This is a genomic window from Oscillatoria sp. FACHB-1407, assembly GCF_014697545.1.
GTDB lineage: Bacteria > Cyanobacteriota > Cyanobacteriia > Elainellales > Elainellaceae > FACHB-1407.
Genome location: NZ_JACJSA010000001.1, coordinates 736,544 through 754,162 on the forward strand (window position 1 = coordinate 736,544; position 17,619 = coordinate 754,162).

The window sequence follows — 17,619 nt, forward strand, 5'->3', positions numbered from 1 at the left end:
ACTTCTTTCATGTTGAGCTAGGATAGCTACTTTGCAATCATTTTCCCCAATTCAAAAACTTAGTACAACTCGTCGTAAATCAGGGTAGGAATTTGGGGTGCAGGGGTGGAACCCCTGGCCGGGGACACGGCTCCCACACCCCCCTGGTTTTATTTCCAAACCCTATCTGTGAATAGCAGTACTTAGTTTGTCAACGATCTAATATAGTCAGAGCAGGTAGGTTAGTAATTGATTAGCGTAAAATCGGCTGAGATCTTATCAGTAAGCAATCTTTAAAAGAAATACTCTGTCAAATTTAGACCACTTTTATTAGGACACTTATGCCAGGGCAAATATTGGGCGATCGCTATGAAGTAGAGCAGCAACTCGGCAAAAAATCTGGTCGTTGGACACTGCTTGCCCGTGATCTCACAACTGAGACTCCTGTCATTCTCAAGCTTCTATTTATTGACGACCAAACCAGTCAGGATGACCTGAGGCTGTTTACACGAGAAGTCGATATCCTGCAAACGCTCTCTCACCCTGCCACTCCAAAATACCTGGGCTATTTTGAGATTGACCTGCCCCTCGATGGCAAAGCTCTTGCTTTGATTCAGAGCTACATTGAAGGAAAGTCGCTCGACCAATACTTGCAAGAAGGGCGGCAGTTAACCGAGGCTGAAGCTAAAACCATTGCCCGATCGGTACTCGAAATTTTGGAATACTTGCACGACCACACTCCACCGATCGTTCATCGAGATATCAAGCCCAGCAATATTTTGCTGGCATCTGAAGGGAGTGACCTCACCTCACACGTTGCACTGGTTGATTTTGGATCTGTTAAATCCCTCTCGTCCAGTAGTGATATGACAACGTTCACTCTGGTGGGAACAGATGGTTACCGTCCGCCTGAGCAGATCGGGCGAAGAGCAGTCAGAGCCTCTGATTTGTATAGTCTTGGGGCAACGTTAGTGACGGGTATTACTGGCATTCATGCGGATAAGTTGCCCCGACGAGGGTTACGTATCGATCTAGAAAATTGCCTCGAAACGAGCAGTGGATTTAACGGTTGGCTCCGTAAGATGATTGAACCGGAGTTGGAGAAGCGGTTTAAGTCTGCCCAGGAAGCCTATAGTGCGTTGCCTTGAGAAAGGTTAGGAACGCCATTGGGATGTGGCTACGGCTGCAAAATCCACGATTCTTAGTCGTCCATTGTTACAGGTCAGTGGTCATTCGTCATTCGCGGGTGATCACAGGTCAGTGTGACGAACCTTGACTGTGTAGGGTTACAAAATCTTTTCGAGTCCGTAGATCAGCGTTTTGAGTTGTAGCACTTTGCGGATGGCAAGCAAGACACCGGGCATATAAGCAGCGCGATCGCTGGTATCATGGCGCAGAGTGTAAATCTGGCCAGGGGCACCAAAGATCACCTCTTGATGTGCCAGCAAACCCGGTAGACGAACACTGTGAATCCGAATGCCGTCTTCGGTGACACTGCCTCTGGCACCGGGCAACTTTTCTGTTTCAGCCACTGTTGGTGGGTTATAGGGTTTGCCAAATTCACCTAACAATTGCGCGGTCTGAATCGCAGTGCCGCTGGGAGCATCGGCTTTTTGGTTGTGGTGTAATTCGATGATTTCGACATGGTCGAAGTATTGGGAAGCCTGCATGGCAGCTTGTTGCATCAAGACAACCCCAATCGAGAAGTTGGGGATGATTAAACACCCCAGACTGGCTTTGTCGGCAAACTCTTCCAGGTCTTGCAATTGATCTGAACTGAGTCCAGTGGTGCCCACAACAGGTCGAACCCCATAGGCGATCGCTGACCGTACATTCTCATACACTGCATCAGGATGAGTGAAATCGACCATAACAGCCGCTTGTTTCTCCTGGGCTGCCATTGCCAGTGTTGCTTGTAAATCAGCGATAACAGGCACCTCTAACGCGCCACAGCCGACGATTTCACCAATGTCTTGCCCCTGAACAGAGGGATTGCGGGCGATCGCTCCTACCAGGGTCATATCATTTGCTTGGGCAATGGCTTTGATCGCCTCGCGCCCCATTTTTCCGGTTGCACCATTGACCACCACTGGGATTGGAGCTTGTATCGACATAATTTTAGACAGCGTTACTCAACAAAGGCATTCTAGATTGTATCCCGCTTGCGAGGGGTGTCATGCGGATGGGGGCATAAAAATAAAGTTGAAGAATTTACAAAAAACCTAAACTCCTGCAAAAAACCTTTACAACTCACTAAAATATCGCTGTTAGTTTAGACGTTGTGTTCTTACGATATAAGTGCTTCTATAACCACCTCAATTGCCGTATGAGCAGGGTGCAGGAGTGAAAACCCCTTTAGCTAAGGGCAAAGGCTCCCCCTCCTTGTTCCCGAACCATGGGTGAACTCTGTTTCCCGTAGGAACTATTTTTCTTCCAATAACTTCAACACCAATAGGGGGACACAACCAATTGCTGAGTTACGCCTTAAAACTTAGTGTTATTTGAGAGTAGTTTGATTGTTCACGGTGCATTTTTATATTTGTGATTTCCAGACTTATCCCATTTGTGCAACGGGCTGTACCTCAATTGAGTAGCATCCGCAAGGTAACATCCGTTTTAAGTCAGCCCATTCTCTGGGCTGGGGCGATCGCGTTGCTGATCTGTCTCCTGACCGTCAATCGGTGGACTCCCCTGGTGCGATCTAGCATTTTGCTCGTTGCCACCCTCAGTCTGTTGGGGGGATGGCGATTGCTCCACGATGCCTTCCACGACCGCCTCACAGGTTTACCCAACCGTGCCTTATTTTTGAAACATCTGGAGCGTGTCCTTCGCCGCCAGCGGCATCACAAGCCCTTTGGCATTTTCTATCTTGATGTAGACGAGTTTCGGGCACTCAATCAAACGCTCGGTCGTGCCGGGGGTGATCAGTTGCTAACGGCGATCGCTCGTCGTCTCCGCAGCTTTTTTGGGTCAGCAACCACTCTGGCACGAGTTGGGGGCAATGAATTTGTTGTGCTTCAGAAAGGGGTCAGAACTGCGGACGAGGCAATGCAGCTTGCCGATCGCCTTCATGCTCAAATCCTTGCACCATTTCACATCAACGGTCAGGATGTAGCCGCGACCGTTAGCATTGGCATTGCCCTGAGTTCCGACTATATCTGGGCACACGACCTGCTCAAAGATGCTCAACTGGCCATGTATCACGCTAAACGCCAGGGCAGAGCTTGCCATGCCGTGTTTGAGCCCCATATGCGGGTGCAGGTTGCCTCTTCAACCCAGTTGGCATCTGATCTGCGTTGGGCGATCGAACGGCAAGAGTTGCGCTTGTTTTATCAGGCACTGGTATCGCTGCAAACCAAGCAAATTATCGGGTTTGAGGCACTGGTACGGTGGCAACACCCCAAGCATGGGCTGATGGCTCCATCGGAGTTTATTCCCCTGGCAGAAACCACAGGGCTAATCGTGGCGATCGGGCGGTGGGCAATTCATCAGGCGTGTAACCAACTGCGGCGATGGCAGCAGGGATCACTGATTGAGTCATCCCTCCTGATGAGTGTCAACCTGTCAGCTCAAGAGTTTTCCCAACCCAATCTAATTGATTACATTCAGCAGGTCTTGAGGGATACGGGCATTGAGGGGCACCGCCTCAAGCTGGAGATCACCGAGAGCACGCTGATGGGTGACCTGGAGGGGGCGATCGCCACTCTCAATGAGATCAAATCACTGGGTATTCAGATCGGCATCGACGACTTTGGGACAGGCTATTCGTCCCTGAGTCACCTGTATTACTTCCCAACAGATACCCTGAAAATTGACCAGTCCTTTGTGCGGCGGTTGGGCAACCACACCGAGAATGACGAAATTGTCCGCACCATCATCACTCTGGCTCACAACCTGGGCATGAATGTAATTGCAGAAGGCATCGAAACGCGCCGACAACTCAACCTGTTGCGATCGCTGCGGTGTGAGTATGGACAGGGTTATCTGTTCTCAAAACCCCTGGATCGAGACGCAGCTACCCGACTGTTGACTGAGCAACTGACCGAGCAGTGGAATTCTGAGAATCTTTGCAACGATTTCCTAAGAAGCAGCTAGAAAACAGCTCTAAACTGACCGAAAAAGCGGCTATTTCTGCCGCTCAAGGCTGCAATTGCGCGCGAATTGCAAGTTGACAAATTGACGATATCTGTACCGTGAACTTTAATCGTGGTGAAAGGGCGTTAGCGTATCCCCGCCAAGAGACTTCGCCAACGCCTGATGTCCTTACGGATGAGAGATCATTATGCCACAAAATACAGAATTGCAAGATGGGATAACTCACCTTTCCCTGGATCTGCCTCATACTAAACCAGCCTATCGAGAACGGTTAAATGCGTGGGCGATCGCTCGTCTCTTACCTAATTTGGAACCTCATGTGGTTGCCCGCTTTCGCAGTCGATCGGATGCCGATGGTTATCTCGATTCCCTACGGCAACGCATGCCCAATGATCAATTTATTGTGACCTTTGCCCCTCAACACGCTGAAAGCTAATCGCCTTGATTTGCCACGTTGAAGCCTCAATCCCCCAAATTTGGGGGACTTTGAGCTTTTGCCAAGGATTCTGACCCAATCAGCAGCACCCCTATTTGGAATCGATGCGCAGCGCGCCTACGAGTAAACCGAGACACCTTCTACCAGGGGCTTTGGCTTCACCAAGCTCATACCAAATCAAATGGTGTTCAAGACAGATATCGGTAGGGGCAGGTTTTGCAGATAAGTGCTTGGGTTTGCCGTTAGTAAACAGCTAAACCCGCCCCTACGAGCGTCCGCATTTGCACTGGAAACCATTTAAAGTGGTATCAGTTTAAGCCAGTGCCAGCATCCTGCTCGCCATTCATCCCCAAGATCAGCAACGCCGATGGGGGTAAAACCCCTGCACCCCGCTCTAACCTTAGCTAGTACGACTCAATTTACGTTGTTGCGATATTTATCGTCAGCTAAAGAATTGTAAGTCAAGCGGTAGAACCTACCTTTTGGGGTGATGCTATAAGCAGAGGCTCTAACGATTCTAGAAGAAGAGCTTGGAGGCACCGTTATGGATTTTGCCACTCTGATACTGGGTAGTTTGCTGGTTGCTTATCTGCTAGTTCTCCTAAAAGGAAATCACAACGAAGCTTAATCGACTCAAGCTAGATTGCTTTGCGTGAAATTAACTCATCCTTCTTCAAAGGGCTGTTCTCAGCAAGATGTCGTAAATCTATTGCAAACCTGGCTTGATGTAGAGATGCATTCAGCGATCGATTGTTATAGTAGCCATTAACAAGTCTTTATAAACTTTGCTCCCCGTAGCACTTGCTACTCAGAGAAGTTTAGCTCCACTCTAAGCTTTTAGCGGTGGAACTCCTATAACAGTCGAGGATGGGTTATGACTAAAACCACTGAACAACATCGAGTTGTTATTGTTGGAGGTGGCTTTGGAGGGTTATATGCCGCTAAAGCACTCGGTCGCGCTCCTGTGAATGTGACCCTGATCGACAAACGTAACTTCCACCTTTTTCAACCATTGCTCTATCAAGTTGCAACCGGAACGGTTTCTCCGGCTGATATTTCATCGCCGCTGCGTGCCATTTTGAGCAAACACAAAAACACGCAGGTGTTGATGGAAGAGGTCGTTGATATTGACCCAGAACAGCAACAAATCATGATGAAGGGCAAAACGGTGCCCTATGACACGTTGGTGGTCGCCACAGGGGTCAGCCACCACTACTTTGGTAATGAGCAATGGAAGGAAACGGCTCCGGGATTAAAGACCGTTGAAGATGCGCTGGAGATGCGCCGACGCATCTTTATGGCGTTTGAAGCGGCTGAAAAAGAAACCGATGCCGAAAAGCGGCGTGCCTGGTTAACCTTTGTGATTGTGGGGGGTGGTCCCACGGGGGTTGAACTGGCAGGGGCGATCGCTGAACTGGCGTTTCACACATTGAGAGAAGATTTTCGCAGCATCGATACTACTGAGGCGCAGATTTTGCTGCTGGAGGGCATGGATCGCGTGCTGCCGCCCTATCCGGAGGATCTGTCGATTGAGGCCGCCGCTTCGCTCACTCGGTTAGGTGTGACGGTTAAAACCAAAACGTTGGTGACTAATATCACCGATAACGTGGTGACAACTCGTTGTGGTGAGCAGGTTGAGCAGATTGCCGCTCGCACGATTTTGTGGGCAGCAGGGGTCAAAGCCTCAGCGATGGGGCAAGTCTTAGCCGATCGCACCGGGGCACAACTCGATCGCGCCGGACGGGTCAGCGTTGGCTCTGACCTGAGCATTCCCAACTATCCCAACATCTTTGTCATTGGGGATCTGGCAAACTTTACTCAAGCGGATGGCAAACCGCTTCCGGGAGTGGCTCCGGTGGCCATTCAAGAAGGGGAGTATGTTGCCAAACTGATTCGGCAGCGACTCAAGGGGCAGACTCTTCCAGAATTTAGTTATGTCAATGCGGGTAGCCTAGCCGTAATCGGGCAGAACTCAGCGGTCGTCGATTTAGGTTTCATCAAGTTCACGGGCATTATTGCCTGGTTAATCTGGGTATTTGCTCACATCTATTACTTGATTGAGTTCGACAATAAGCTGATTGTCATGCTCCAGTGGGGATGGAGTTACTTCACCCGTAATCGGGGAGCACGACTGATCACGGGAGAGGAGGATTTACTGAAGGTTGAGATGGATAACAATGGAGAATTTCATGCTCCGTCGTCGTCAAAATCAACGGTTGAAGCCTAATTTAGGAATGGTTGCGCGAAAATGGAATTGATGTCCATTCTTATTCCCTACTCTTGAGCCAATCTCCTCGCGATCGCGAATCCCCTCCGTCGAACCCTACAAAGGGCTTTGGTCCGACTGCTTTACAAGACTCCCACTTTAATCGGGCGCGGATCAGCTTGAAGCAGGCGATCAATCGCTACGCCCAACAGATTCGCTTACCCAGGCGCGGTGCCAACTCGATGGAGTTGCAGTCGGCACTCAAAAAGGAGTTAGACCAACTCTCGAATGCACTGGATAAGCTGAATCACAGCATCCTGCGGATTGCGGTGTTTGGTCTGGTCAGTCGCGGCAAGTCAGCAGTGATTAATGCTCTGTTGGGGCAAAAGATTTTGCAGACGGGTCCCTTGAATGGGGTAACACAATATCCGCGATCGGTCTACTGGTCGCCTCAGGTGTCGGGCAGTGCCATGCAGGTAGAACTGATTGACACGCCTGGGTTGGATGAGGTGGATGGGCAATTGCGAGCAGCCATGGCACGGGATGTGGCACAGCAAGCCGACTTAATTCTGTTTGTGGTGGCAGGTGACATGACCCGCACCGAATATCGAGCACTGGCAGAGTTGCAATCGGCGCACAAACCCTTGATTTTGGTGTTTAACAAAACGGATTTGTATCCCAATCAAGATCGGCAGGCGATTTATCAACGCTTACAAAAACTGTTTGCCCAAGGGGGTGAGTTTTCCCGGGGAGATGAAGGTTCGCCGCGTCAGCGTCCCTGGTTGTTGCCCAGTGATATTGTGTTGATTGCCGCAGAGCCAGCCCCCCTGCAAGTGCGGGTGGAATATCCCGATGGAACGGTGGACTATGAGTGGGAGTCGCCCCCAGCTCAGATCGATGAATTGCAGCAGAAGTTATTGGAGATTTTAGAGCAAGAAGGCAAGTCACTTCTGGCGTTGAATGCGTTGCGGCAAGCCCGAGAAACCGAAGAGTCGATCGCCCGCAAAACGGTGAAGCTGCACAAACCCGAAGCGGAGGATTTGATCTGGCAGTTCGCTAAGTGGAAGGCGATCGCGGTTGCGGTGAATCCGATCGCGGTGCTTGATCTGGTAGGAGCAACAGCGGCTGATCTGATTATGATTCGCTCGTTGGCGCGGCTTTACGGCTTTCCCATGACCCATTACGAAGCGGGTAAGCTGTGGAACTCGATTGTGTGGAGTTCGGGGAGTCTGTTAGTCGGTGAGGTGGGCAGTGGTTTGTTGTTGGGTGTCGGTAAAAGTGCCTCGGCAGTGGCAACTGCCTTTGACAGCATTGGCGGTGTGATGGCCTATGGTACAGCGGCGATCGCCCAGGCAACACTGGCAGGGTATGGTTCCTATCGCGTAGGCAAAGCGGCACAGACCTACTTAGAGCAGGGCTGCACCTGGGGACCGCAAGGAGCGAATACAGTCATTCAAGACATTTTGAATCAAGTTGATTCCAACACCGTACTGTATCGGATGCGGCGCGAACTGGGGCAAGATTAAACAAACCTACTGCCAGTTGCCTACTAACACCACTGGACTCCAGAAATAGGGTCGGCGGTATTGCGGGTTTTGCAACAGAAACAGTTGCGCCTGACGCAGTGCTTCGGCTTTAGTTACCTTTCCAGTTGCCAGTTCCTGGTAGAACCGCTCCATGATCAGTGAGGCTGCCTGGTCATCAAACGACCAGAGCGTTGCCACCGTGCTACGGGCACCTGCTCGTACAGCTACGCCTGCCAGACCTAACGCGGCGCGATCGTCCCCCTCAGCGGTTTTGCAGGCACTCAACACCAGCAACTCAATCGGGCGACGACGACTGACATCGGTGGCTTGTAGCAAGGTGCTCAACTGTTGGATATTGATGCGATTTTGCCAGGTGAGAATGAACGTTTCCTCTGGTTGAGAACTGAATTCACCATGCGTTGCCAGATGCACGATGGGATAGGGCACCTGATTAATGGCAGTCTGAAAATTTTCGGTGGTAAAGTCCTGGTTGAGCAGGATTTGGGATTCTGGAAGTTTGGTGCTAATGGCTTGAAACTCAGTAATCACGCCTGGTAACTCTGGAAAATTTTGCTGTGCCTCACTCACCCCTGCCATCAAAACATTTAATTGCTGCGTCTGAATGGATTGTGCTTCGAGCAGTTGCAAGCCTGGAGTCAGGGCGATCGCGTAATCTTCAACCAGATATCGCTCGCCATCAAATAGGGCTGCCATCGGAATGTTTCGCAGTGCCCCATCTGGGACAAACACCAGCGTTTTAGCACCACTGGCTTTTAGCTCATCGGCAACCGGACGAATCAACCAGTCATAGACCTGCTGAGCCAAGGGTTGGGCACGGCGAGCCGCTGTTGCCTGTCGCAGATATTGCCGCAACTCATTGACAGTCGCTTCCACCTGACTGGATGGAATGGTCGTCGTATAGTGGCGCAAGGGCGTGACTGGAGCCTGTTCAACTTGCTGTTTAGGGTGGGCACTAACCAGAGCAGCCTGATCTGCCACTCCCGCAGGCAAACTGAGAATAACCTCCAGGCGATCGCTCAGAATAATCGGGTAGATCACTGCTGCTTGCCGATCAACCTCATCAATATCAACTTGTCGAGCATTCAGGCAGGCTTCTCGAAAGAAGTTGTCCAACTCTGCCAATTGCAGCGACTCAATCGTTTTACGGGCTTGTTCGAGTTCCGCCTGTGTCGGTTCCACGCCAGGTTGCAGCAACAGCGAAACGAGTTCCCGGTGAATTGGCTCGATCGTCTCCCGGAAAGAGAATTGCACCTCTAAACTGACAGCGACCAGATCACTCCGCAAGGACTGCAACGTGCCGACGGCATCACTATAAGCCGCGATCGCCCCTTTGCGATCACCCTGCGCCTTGAGAATGCGCCCCAACTGCCATTGCCACAGGTAAGACACATCCGCAGCACTGGTTTGTTGCGACAGATCGAGGGCTTGAGCACTGAGGCGTTGGGCTTCGGTGAGTTGCCCCGTCTTTTCGTACAAGCTGCCCAAGTTGCCAATGGCAAATGCCTGGGCTCGCCGATCCTGGAGAGTGCGTGCCTGTTGAACGGCGATCGCCAATTGTTGCGCTGCGGCGGTAGAGGTAGCTTGAGGTGAGCGTACCGCTGGCAAAACATCTGAGCCGCTAACCATTGAAGATTCTCGATTTTCTAACCGGGTCAAACTCTGAGCAAAGTTGACACGGGCATAGACCACTGTGCGACTGGGGGGGAGGCGATCGAGTTGTGCCGTAATTTGGGGAACGAGTGCCTCTGCCTCTGCCCAGCGAGCAGCGTCAATCAATAATCGCAATCGATTAATCAATGCCTGGGTTTGCACGGTGGGTGAAGCGTTGGCATCCACCCGCTGATAAAACGCCAGTGCCGCCTCCTGTCGCTGTTGTTGCAGCGTTGTCGCCTGATTTGCCTCTGAGTTATCGCCGCGCCGACGAGCATTGCGAACCTGTTCGCCCTGCCGCTGTGCCTGAGCGTAAGCCGTATTGCCCAGGCTAAACTGGGTAGCCGCAATCGCTCCTGGTAGCTGCAACCGCTCTGCCATTGCCAGACTTTGTTCTAGCGTCTGTTGCGAGGCGGTCAAGTCGCCCGTTACCCGCAGAGCGTCGCCTAAACTGCGGAGTGCCACAACCCTTTCTGGAGAATCAGGTTGCTCTTCGGTCGTGAGTTCCTCCAACGTGGCGATCGCCCGCCGATACAACCCCAATGTCTGCAACGCCTCTGCCTGATTGATTTTTGCCCGTGTCACCCCCAGTTGATTGTCAGCCCGGTCATGCAGGTCTTCGACCCGCTCCCAGGTAGCCAATGCCGTTTCCGCCTGACCCTGTGCCAGTTGTAGCCGTCCCTGCACATCGAGAATCTGCGCCTCGATCGCGGTTCGATTGGGTGGGTTTGTGGCTTGCAACCGTTCCAGGCTGGTGGCGATCGCGGTTTCTGCCTCGTCCCAACGTCCCAACTGCTGATAGACCAGCGACAGGTTGCTCAGAACAACGGCTTCTCGCAGTCCATCTCCCTGCGATCGGTAGTTTTCAATCCCCTGTTCTAACACCTCAGCCGCAGCCGCGTATTGCCCTGCCTCATAAAGTGCTCGTCCCTGGGCGATTACCCCATCTGGGGAACTGCCTCGCGTCGCATCCTGGGGGGTCGCTTGAGCAATCAAGTTTCGCGGCAGAGATTGGTCGTGAGGATTGGAGGCTCCCTCAATCGGGGTCATACTCCATCCCCCAGTTGCAGAGATGAGCACACACAACACTGCCGTCAACACAGCCAGCATCACATACGATTTGAGGGAATACACTTGGGGCTTATGCTTCGATTTGTGAGTCATGGAAGTCTTCTCAGTGCTGGGTTACAGAGATTTCACGAGCATTCGTTTCAGGAGCAGGCGTTGCACCGTAACTGACTGCCTGAGCATCAGCACGGGGATTCGCTGCACGAGCATTACACAGTGCTGGATTTAAGTTTGGCGACTGATTGGGGGTTGTGGCAACTAAAACGACTTGTCCAGTTGAGTTCATCATCCACTGTTGTGCCTCCACAATGGGCGTGTGCAGGTTAGATTGAGGATCACTCTGATCGGCTGCATCCTCTGCCTCTCCGGTGGGGTTGACCCAATCCGTCAAAACATCATCGCTGCCCAAAATCTCATTGGGGTTCGCTGGTAAGCCGCCCCGACCCGTCACGACAAATTCACCCAACTCCTGCTCGCCTTCGCTTGGGCAATTGCGGGCGATCAGTTGAGTTGCGTCTGCCAGGTTAGCAGGCAGATTAGTAATGGTACGGGTGTCAAAGTCAGTCGCGTTGATATCTACGATTCCATCCAGAGCCGCATCCGACTGTGAGATAGCGGTGATGTCATTGGTTTGCAAGCGACTGGTAGGGTCAACTTCATTAAAGGCATCTGCTCCCAACAACCGCTCGATATCGGCTCGACTGCGATTGACAAAGCCAATGATGCCCTGGGCATCGACAATCACCCGTCCCCCAGCACCGAAGAAGGCATCGGAGGAGATGTCGTTGTTGCCCAAAGCTCCGGCGATCGCAAATCCCTCACCAGTCCGAATGATGATGTTGCCCCCATTGCCAGGTTGTCCAGAGGTGCCAGCAGTGGAGGAGATGCGGCTTCCTCCACTCATTAACAGGAGGCTATCTGGGGTCACAGAGCGAATGTTACCCCCGTTGCCAATTCCTGTTCTGGCGATAATGCGTCCATTGTTCTGCAACTGCAACCGCCGAGCGGCGATCGTGACGTTCCCGGCAGAGCTTAGTCGCTCACTGGTCGTAGCGACTCCACCGATATCGCCCTGCCCAAAGCTACTGACGGTGATTAATGCACCATCCTGGATACGCAGTGAATCAACGGCTTGGAAGGTGCGAATATTTTCATTGGCATCCAACGTGGTACTGCCCAAGACAAACACGTCGCCACCGCGTCCAGTACCCTGAACATCGACCCCACTAAACACCGCACTGGGAAGCCCATCGGCATCAGTTCCCGAAAAGGTCACATCTCTAGCAGAAATCAAGACGCTACCAGCATCTCCGCTGCCATTGGTGCTGGTAATTAATTGCGCTCCGTTGACTGCATTAAACGATCGCGCTGGTTCGATCGCCGCTACAGTACCCTGATTTGAGAAGGTGAGATTGCCTGCAAAGATCACACCCCCATCGCCACTGGCTCCATCTTCAACACTGCTAAAGATTGCCACATCATCCAGGTTGATCGTATCGCGAACGTTTAACAGCACGCTCCCAGCATCACCAGAGCCAGAGGTGCTGGTGCTGAGTTGAGCCCCTCCACTCATGTTGAGCGATCGCCCAAAAACCGTGATGCTGCCTCCATCCCCACTCACTCCAAGCCCCGTGCGGCTACTAATAAATCCACCCTCGATATCCACAGAGCCATTGAGCACAGAAAGGAAGATGTTACCCGCAGGCTCGTCTCCAACGGTTTCACTGAGGATGCTAAAGCGAGACGGTGGAATGTCGGGTCTGGGAATGGGGTTGGCGATCGCAATATTCCGTCTGGCGGATAAAAAGATAGTGCCAGCCTGCCCAAACACCTGGTTATTTTCTGCAATGCTGCTGTCGTCAATCTGGTTGCTGGTGCTGAGGCGCGTGTTGCTCACTCGAATTCGGTTGGGCAGTAGCGTTGTATATTCTGCTGCTCTGCCGATCAGAATGCGCCCAAAGTTGCCCTCACTGGTGAGTTCACTCTGATTCACCAGAGACACAATATTGCGAGCTGAGATACTGATATCTCCGGCGACACCGACATTCGCATTGGTCGTGCTTAACTCTGCCGAGTTGAGGAAAACAGACCCCCTCGGCGACAGCACTTGAATGAAACTAAAGTTATCCGTTTCATTGCGGCTGCGACTGGTGATGCGGCTGTTGATGATGTTAACGCGATCAAGACCGTATACAACGATATTTCCAGCCCGTTCAGTGCTGTCATTGATAAACCCGTTATCCGTGCTCAGCAGTGAATTACCGCGAATGAGAATTTGCTGTGGTAGAGGGCCATTACTGGGGTCAGAGCCGACCAAGATCTGTCCAAGCTGTCCCTGACTCAAAACTTCGCTCCGCCCCTGAATCACGATCGCATCACGAGCGTTGATGCGAATATCTCCCGCCAGTCCTTCGCCAAAATTGGTGCTGCTTAACAGCGTTCTACCGTCCAGGAGCACAAACCCCGTCAGTGCAGTGAGATCGATTTTGCCGAAATCACCCGTAACAGCATCATTGTCACTGCGACTGGTAATGCGGCTATTAAAGACTTGCAGGCGATCGAGGGCAGTGATGCTGACCTGCCCTGCAAAGCCATCGGCAATCACACCAAATTGATCGGTGGTGTCCTCTGGATTGTTGAGAATGTCTACCGTAGCAGATGGCAAAACGCTGCCGATCAGGACGCGCCCTGTCCTGCCTCGACTTGCCACTGTGCTCTGATTCTGAATCACGATGCGATCGCGAGCGTCGATGAAAATATCCCCTGCGATGCCGTCGTCTGCATCGGTGGTCGTATCGGTGCCTGTGCTGTTGTTTGTCGTGGTCACGGTGGCTCCACTCAAGAACACCGAATCTTCTAAGGCAGTGAGGCGAATTTCGCTAAAGTCGTCTGTACTGGTTGCTTGTGCAAGATTGTTGGTGCTGGTCGCTTCGATGGTGCTGTTGATGATAGAGACTCGTCCTTGAGAGGCGATGGTAATGTCTCCCGCCAGTCCGGTGCTGAGGTTTGCCGCCTGCAACAGCGAGTCATTCCTCAAATCAACAGAACTTGCCTGAATGGCGATATCTCCGCTATTGCCTGTCCCTGCCCGAACCTGGCTAAAAATTTGCCCATTGTTCATGGTGAAAGAACCTGTCAACACAGCGGCGATATTTCCGGCATCACCCTGCCCTCCTTCACGAATCAGCGTTTGCAACTGCGCCCCATTCGTCAACGAGAGAGAACCAGCCACAATCCCAATGGTGCCTGCATCGCCAACTGCCCCTGACTCAACCGTACTAAAAGCGGCTGTTTGAAATTGACCTGCCCCCGGTGTACCAATCCCTTCAAACCGGACATCGCCTGTGCCAGCGTTGAATACAATATTGCCAGCATTGCCCTCACGCAGAGTGGCTGCATCGATTTGTGACCCATTAGCAACAGAAATCAGCCCATTCGCTCTGACACTAATATTGCCAGCATTAAAACTTCCGGTTGTCGCGGTGATTGGTTGGTTTGTCGTTTGCAAGTTGCTGTTATTAATAACAACAGTGGTTGGAGCCGTTGGGTCGTTCTCCACCTCGTCAGAGCTACTGCCAATAAAAATTCGCCCGAAATTACCTTCCGCTTCAACGCGACTACCATTGACAATGTCAATGCGATTGCGAGCATCGATAAAAACATCTCCTGCAAATTCAGTCCCCGTATTCGATGCTGTGATTTGAGCATTGTTTAACAACACAGAGCCATTTGTAGACTCAATCCGAATCGTGCTGGGGGAGACAGTCGAGAGGCTGTTGATACTGCTGCTGTCAATGCGACTCCCTGGATTAAAGGTGATGTCTCCTACTGCCCGAAAGTTGACATTGCCACTGGAGCCTAGATTAAACGCGGATGTGATGACCAGTCCGTTGAGGGCAATGCCACTGCGAGCATCAACCGTGACAGAGCCACCGCCATCTGCACCACCTGTGTCGATCGCCCCAATCACAATGCCACCGGGAGCCGCCAACGCATTCGGTCGATATTGGTTCGTCAGGTAAACAATGCCACCCAGGTTGCTACCCGTAAAGTTAATCGCATTCACCCGAATATCTGCCGTCGTTGCCCCTGCTGCTGGAGGAACAGGTGCGCCAATCACCGTGTTGCCCGGAAAGCCAGGAATTTGTGACCAATCGACTCCCGCTCGGATATCGACAAAAAATCGATTAGCTCCATCTACTTCTCCCCCATTCACAGATGTTGGAATGCCATTGGTCGCCAGAGCCGCCAGAAAAGGATTGGGGTTTCTGGGGTTAATTGTGTTGGCATCATCACCAACGCTGGTGACCTCGACATTCCCCAGAGTGACGCTACCCCCCGCCAGGATGTGCAGCGAGGCAGTGTTGAGCACATCTCCCAACACCACATCTCCAGTGGCCAAAATAATTGGGTCAAAGGGGCTGATCAGATCGCCCCGTGCGCCACCCAACCGCTGAATCCGAAAGTCACCACCACTCCAATAGTGCGCGTCACCCCCCACCGGATTCGCGGAGCGCAACGTCATATCGCTACCTGAGAAAAAGCCACTGCTGGGATGGTTGAGGGCAAAGATATCTACGGTGCGATCGCCCTGTACCAGCAACTCCCCTCCTGCCTGAGCAACAAACGGGGTGGTGACACTATCGCGAATCTGCACAGTGTCTCGTGCCTGCAAGGTCAAGTGGCGTCCAGCTTGCAATTGCCCCTGCAAATTCAAGCGATCGCCAGAGAGGGTGAGATCTTGCCCGGTGGTGAGTTGTCCCTGATTCGTAATGTTGCCTGTCCCGTATTGCAAGCCGATCGGCACTCGCATCGTCAGGAGTGGCGGTGCCTGGGGATTGGTAGCACTGAAGTCACTGCCATCGGGGAAGGTGAAGCGATCGCCCGTACTGGCAACAAAGGAACCCCCAATATCAAGGCGAGCATTGGGTCCAAACAAAATGCCATTGGGGTTCAACAGAAACAGGTTTGCCCCTCCATCTACGCCCAGGGTGCCCATGATGTCTGACACATCGCTGCCTGTGACGCGACCCAAAATATTCTCAATGCCAGCAGGATTGCTGAAATAAACTCGCTGTCCCTCGTTGACGTTAAATTCTTGAAAACTGTGAAACAGGTTAACTCCACGGGTGGCTCCCCCGTCGATACGATCGCCTAATCTGCCCCGTACCGTGACACCCCGATTGATGGTCGATCGCTCCGCCCCCAACGTCTCGTCAGGAACAATCTGAGCCAGAGCGGTTGGGCTGTAAAGGGCGATCGTGCCAACTCCCAACATCACACCACCAACCAACACTCCACCATGCCAGCTATGCGCCATAGCAAAACCGTCTCCCCGGAAAATAACACATGTGCATTGTTTGTAATGGCTGCACACCTGATTCAACATTCGTTCTGGTTTATAGCTATAACACCCCTAAAAGCGGTATGAGATTGAGTAGGGTTGCTATAGGTGTAAACACGATATGCACCCGACGGCAGCAAGTAGTGACCCAAGTTAAATGCCATTGAAAGACCTGCCCAGAGACATGGCTTGCCCGTCTTCGATCACGATCACTTCCGCTACGGTAGTAGGTCATGGAAGCAATTCACCAGAATGAAGACAAGCGAGTCTGATACGTCAGTTCTATCGGCTTCAGCAGGAGATTACCACGATATCACCCGACAATTCAGCAAGCGTTCTAAACATTTAATAGTCAATCCTTTAGAAGCCTAATGATTGAGATTGGGTTAAGAATCTTCATATCCTTGAGTCGGAATCCTTGAGGGCGATCGCCTTGATCACAATTTAATTTGCTCCATTAAAAAGCGGGTTAAGCGAATACCCATCACCCAAATGGATATTTTCACAACCCCATATCGTATTCTTCGTCGCTTGTGGAAATATCCACTGTTAAAAACCATCCATCTCAAAAACTCAATTGGGCTACCATGCAGATGACTTTATAAAATTAAAGACTCAATTTTATAGAAATACGGTTGCAACTCTAAATTCTCTGCTATAAATGCAATTGCATTAATCAAAATATCAATTGGTAGAAAAATCAAATTTGATCGCCCCTATTGCTAAAGTGATCTTAAGCAAGCGATCGCTCTCCAATCGTTACAGCCCACCGTCACAAGAAACGTCTGCTCTGACTTCAGGTTTCAATGGATATTCAAGAGGAAATTAATCGACAACGAGTAAAGCATATTATTAGCAGTTATCAGCTTGGCGGTAGCGAGGCTGATCAAATGGAGCTTTATCTCAAGGAATTAGTTGAGACTTATCCAATGCCATTAATCGAATTAGCACTGGTTGAAACATTAGTGGATCATTGGCTGACAGTGCCCTTAGTCAGGGGGCGAGATTTCTTTAGTCAGGCACACGACAAACTCAAACATTGGGAAAACCAACCCATCGTTAGTACCATCACTCCAGAGCAGTTTCAGCAAATTACAGGGCTTGATCCATCTCCTGTGTTTGGCTCCACTGAAAAACCCCCGACTCGACCAATTGTGCATCCCTCATAAATGAAGAGAGAAGAGGGAAGAGGGAAGAAGAATAAACGATAAAGGCTGAAGGATAAAAAAGAGGGAAGAAGGAAGAGAGAAGAGGGAAGAGCCAAGAGCCATTTCACCTGCGACTAAAGTGCGGG

The 17,619-nt window shown here is 51.5% G+C and carries 9 protein-coding genes; 6 read left to right on the forward strand and 3 right to left on the reverse strand.

The window, feature by feature from the left end; translation table 11 throughout:
- Positions 1-320: 320 nt before the first annotated feature.
- On the forward strand, positions 321-1,127 hold the full coding sequence (locus H6G89_RS02980) for a serine/threonine protein kinase (protein WP_190503772.1): 807 nt from the start codon (positions 321-323) through the stop codon (positions 1,125-1,127).
- Between the two features lie 138 nt (positions 1,128-1,265).
- Here the strand turns inward: H6G89_RS02980 and dapB are convergent, their stop codons facing one another.
- The gene (gene dapB / locus H6G89_RS02985) at positions 1,266-2,093 is read right to left on the reverse strand and encodes a 4-hydroxy-tetrahydrodipicolinate reductase (RefSeq protein ID WP_190503773.1); all 828 of its coding nucleotides are present in this window, start codon (positions 2,091-2,093) and stop codon (positions 1,266-1,268) included.
- 427 nt (positions 2,094-2,520) lie between these two features.
- On the opposite strand from dapB, the gene H6G89_RS02990 reads away from it, so the two are divergent.
- The 4 genes from H6G89_RS02990 to H6G89_RS03005 all read left to right on the forward strand — a co-directional run bounded on the left by H6G89_RS02990 (position 2,521) and on the right by H6G89_RS03005 (position 8,242).
- Positions 2,521-4,074, forward strand: coding sequence for an EAL domain-containing protein (locus H6G89_RS02990; RefSeq protein ID WP_190503774.1), 1,554 nt, complete (start codon positions 2,521-2,523; stop codon positions 4,072-4,074).
- A 187-nt stretch (positions 4,075-4,261) separates the two neighbouring features.
- The gene (locus tag H6G89_RS02995) at positions 4,262-4,510 is read left to right on the forward strand and encodes a hypothetical protein (protein ID WP_190503775.1); all 249 of its coding nucleotides are present in this window, start codon (positions 4,262-4,264) and stop codon (positions 4,508-4,510) included.
- 874 nt (positions 4,511-5,384) lie between these two features.
- The gene (locus tag H6G89_RS03000) at positions 5,385-6,737 is read left to right on the forward strand and encodes an NAD(P)/FAD-dependent oxidoreductase (RefSeq protein WP_190503776.1); all 1,353 of its coding nucleotides are present in this window, start codon (positions 5,385-5,387) and stop codon (positions 6,735-6,737) included.
- A gap of 53 nt (positions 6,738-6,790) precedes the next feature.
- Positions 6,791-8,242: a GTP-binding protein gene (locus H6G89_RS03005; RefSeq protein ID WP_190503777.1), complete on the forward strand. Its 1,452-nt coding sequence runs from the start codon at positions 6,791-6,793 to the stop codon at positions 8,240-8,242.
- 6 nt (positions 8,243-8,248) lie between these two features.
- Here the strand turns inward: H6G89_RS03005 and H6G89_RS03010 are convergent, their stop codons facing one another.
- Positions 8,249-11,077 (reverse strand): CHAT domain-containing protein, encoded by a 2,829-nt coding sequence (locus tag H6G89_RS03010; RefSeq protein WP_242059778.1) that lies wholly within the window; start codon positions 11,075-11,077, stop codon positions 8,249-8,251.
- A 10-nt stretch (positions 11,078-11,087) separates the two neighbouring features.
- Complete coding sequence (locus tag H6G89_RS03015) at positions 11,088-16,301, reverse strand: two-partner secretion domain-containing protein (RefSeq protein ID WP_242059779.1); 5,214 nt, start codon at positions 16,299-16,301, stop codon at positions 11,088-11,090.
- Between the two features lie 830 nt (positions 16,302-17,131).
- On the opposite strand from H6G89_RS03015, the gene H6G89_RS03020 reads away from it, so the two are divergent.
- Positions 17,132-17,494 (forward strand): hypothetical protein, encoded by a 363-nt coding sequence (locus H6G89_RS03020; protein ID WP_190503778.1) that lies wholly within the window; start codon positions 17,132-17,134, stop codon positions 17,492-17,494.
- Positions 17,495-17,619 lie beyond the last annotated feature (125 nt).

What these genes read in the sequence shown, in the direction of transcription:
- H6G89_RS02980 (WP_190503772.1), top strand. Translation starts at nt 321, where the DNA reads ATGCCAGGGCAAATATTGGGCGATCGCTATGAAGTAGAGCAGCAACTC.
- dapB (WP_190503773.1), bottom strand. Translation starts at nt 2,093, where the DNA reads ATGTCGATACAAGCTCCAATCCCAGTGGTGGTCAATGGTGCAACCGGA.
- H6G89_RS02995 (WP_190503775.1), top strand. Translation starts at nt 4,262, where the DNA reads ATGCCACAAAATACAGAATTGCAAGATGGGATAACTCACCTTTCCCTG.
- H6G89_RS03000 (WP_190503776.1), top strand. Translation starts at nt 5,385, where the DNA reads ATGACTAAAACCACTGAACAACATCGAGTTGTTATTGTTGGAGGTGGC.
- H6G89_RS03010 (WP_242059778.1), bottom strand. Translation starts at nt 11,077, where the DNA reads ATGACTCACAAATCGAAGCATAAGCCCCAAGTGTATTCCCTCAAATCG.
- H6G89_RS03015 (WP_242059779.1), bottom strand. Translation starts at nt 16,301, where the DNA reads ATGGCGCATAGCTGGCATGGTGGAGTGTTGGTTGGTGGTGTGATGTTG.
- H6G89_RS03020 (WP_190503778.1), top strand. Translation starts at nt 17,132, where the DNA reads ATGGATATTCAAGAGGAAATTAATCGACAACGAGTAAAGCATATTATT.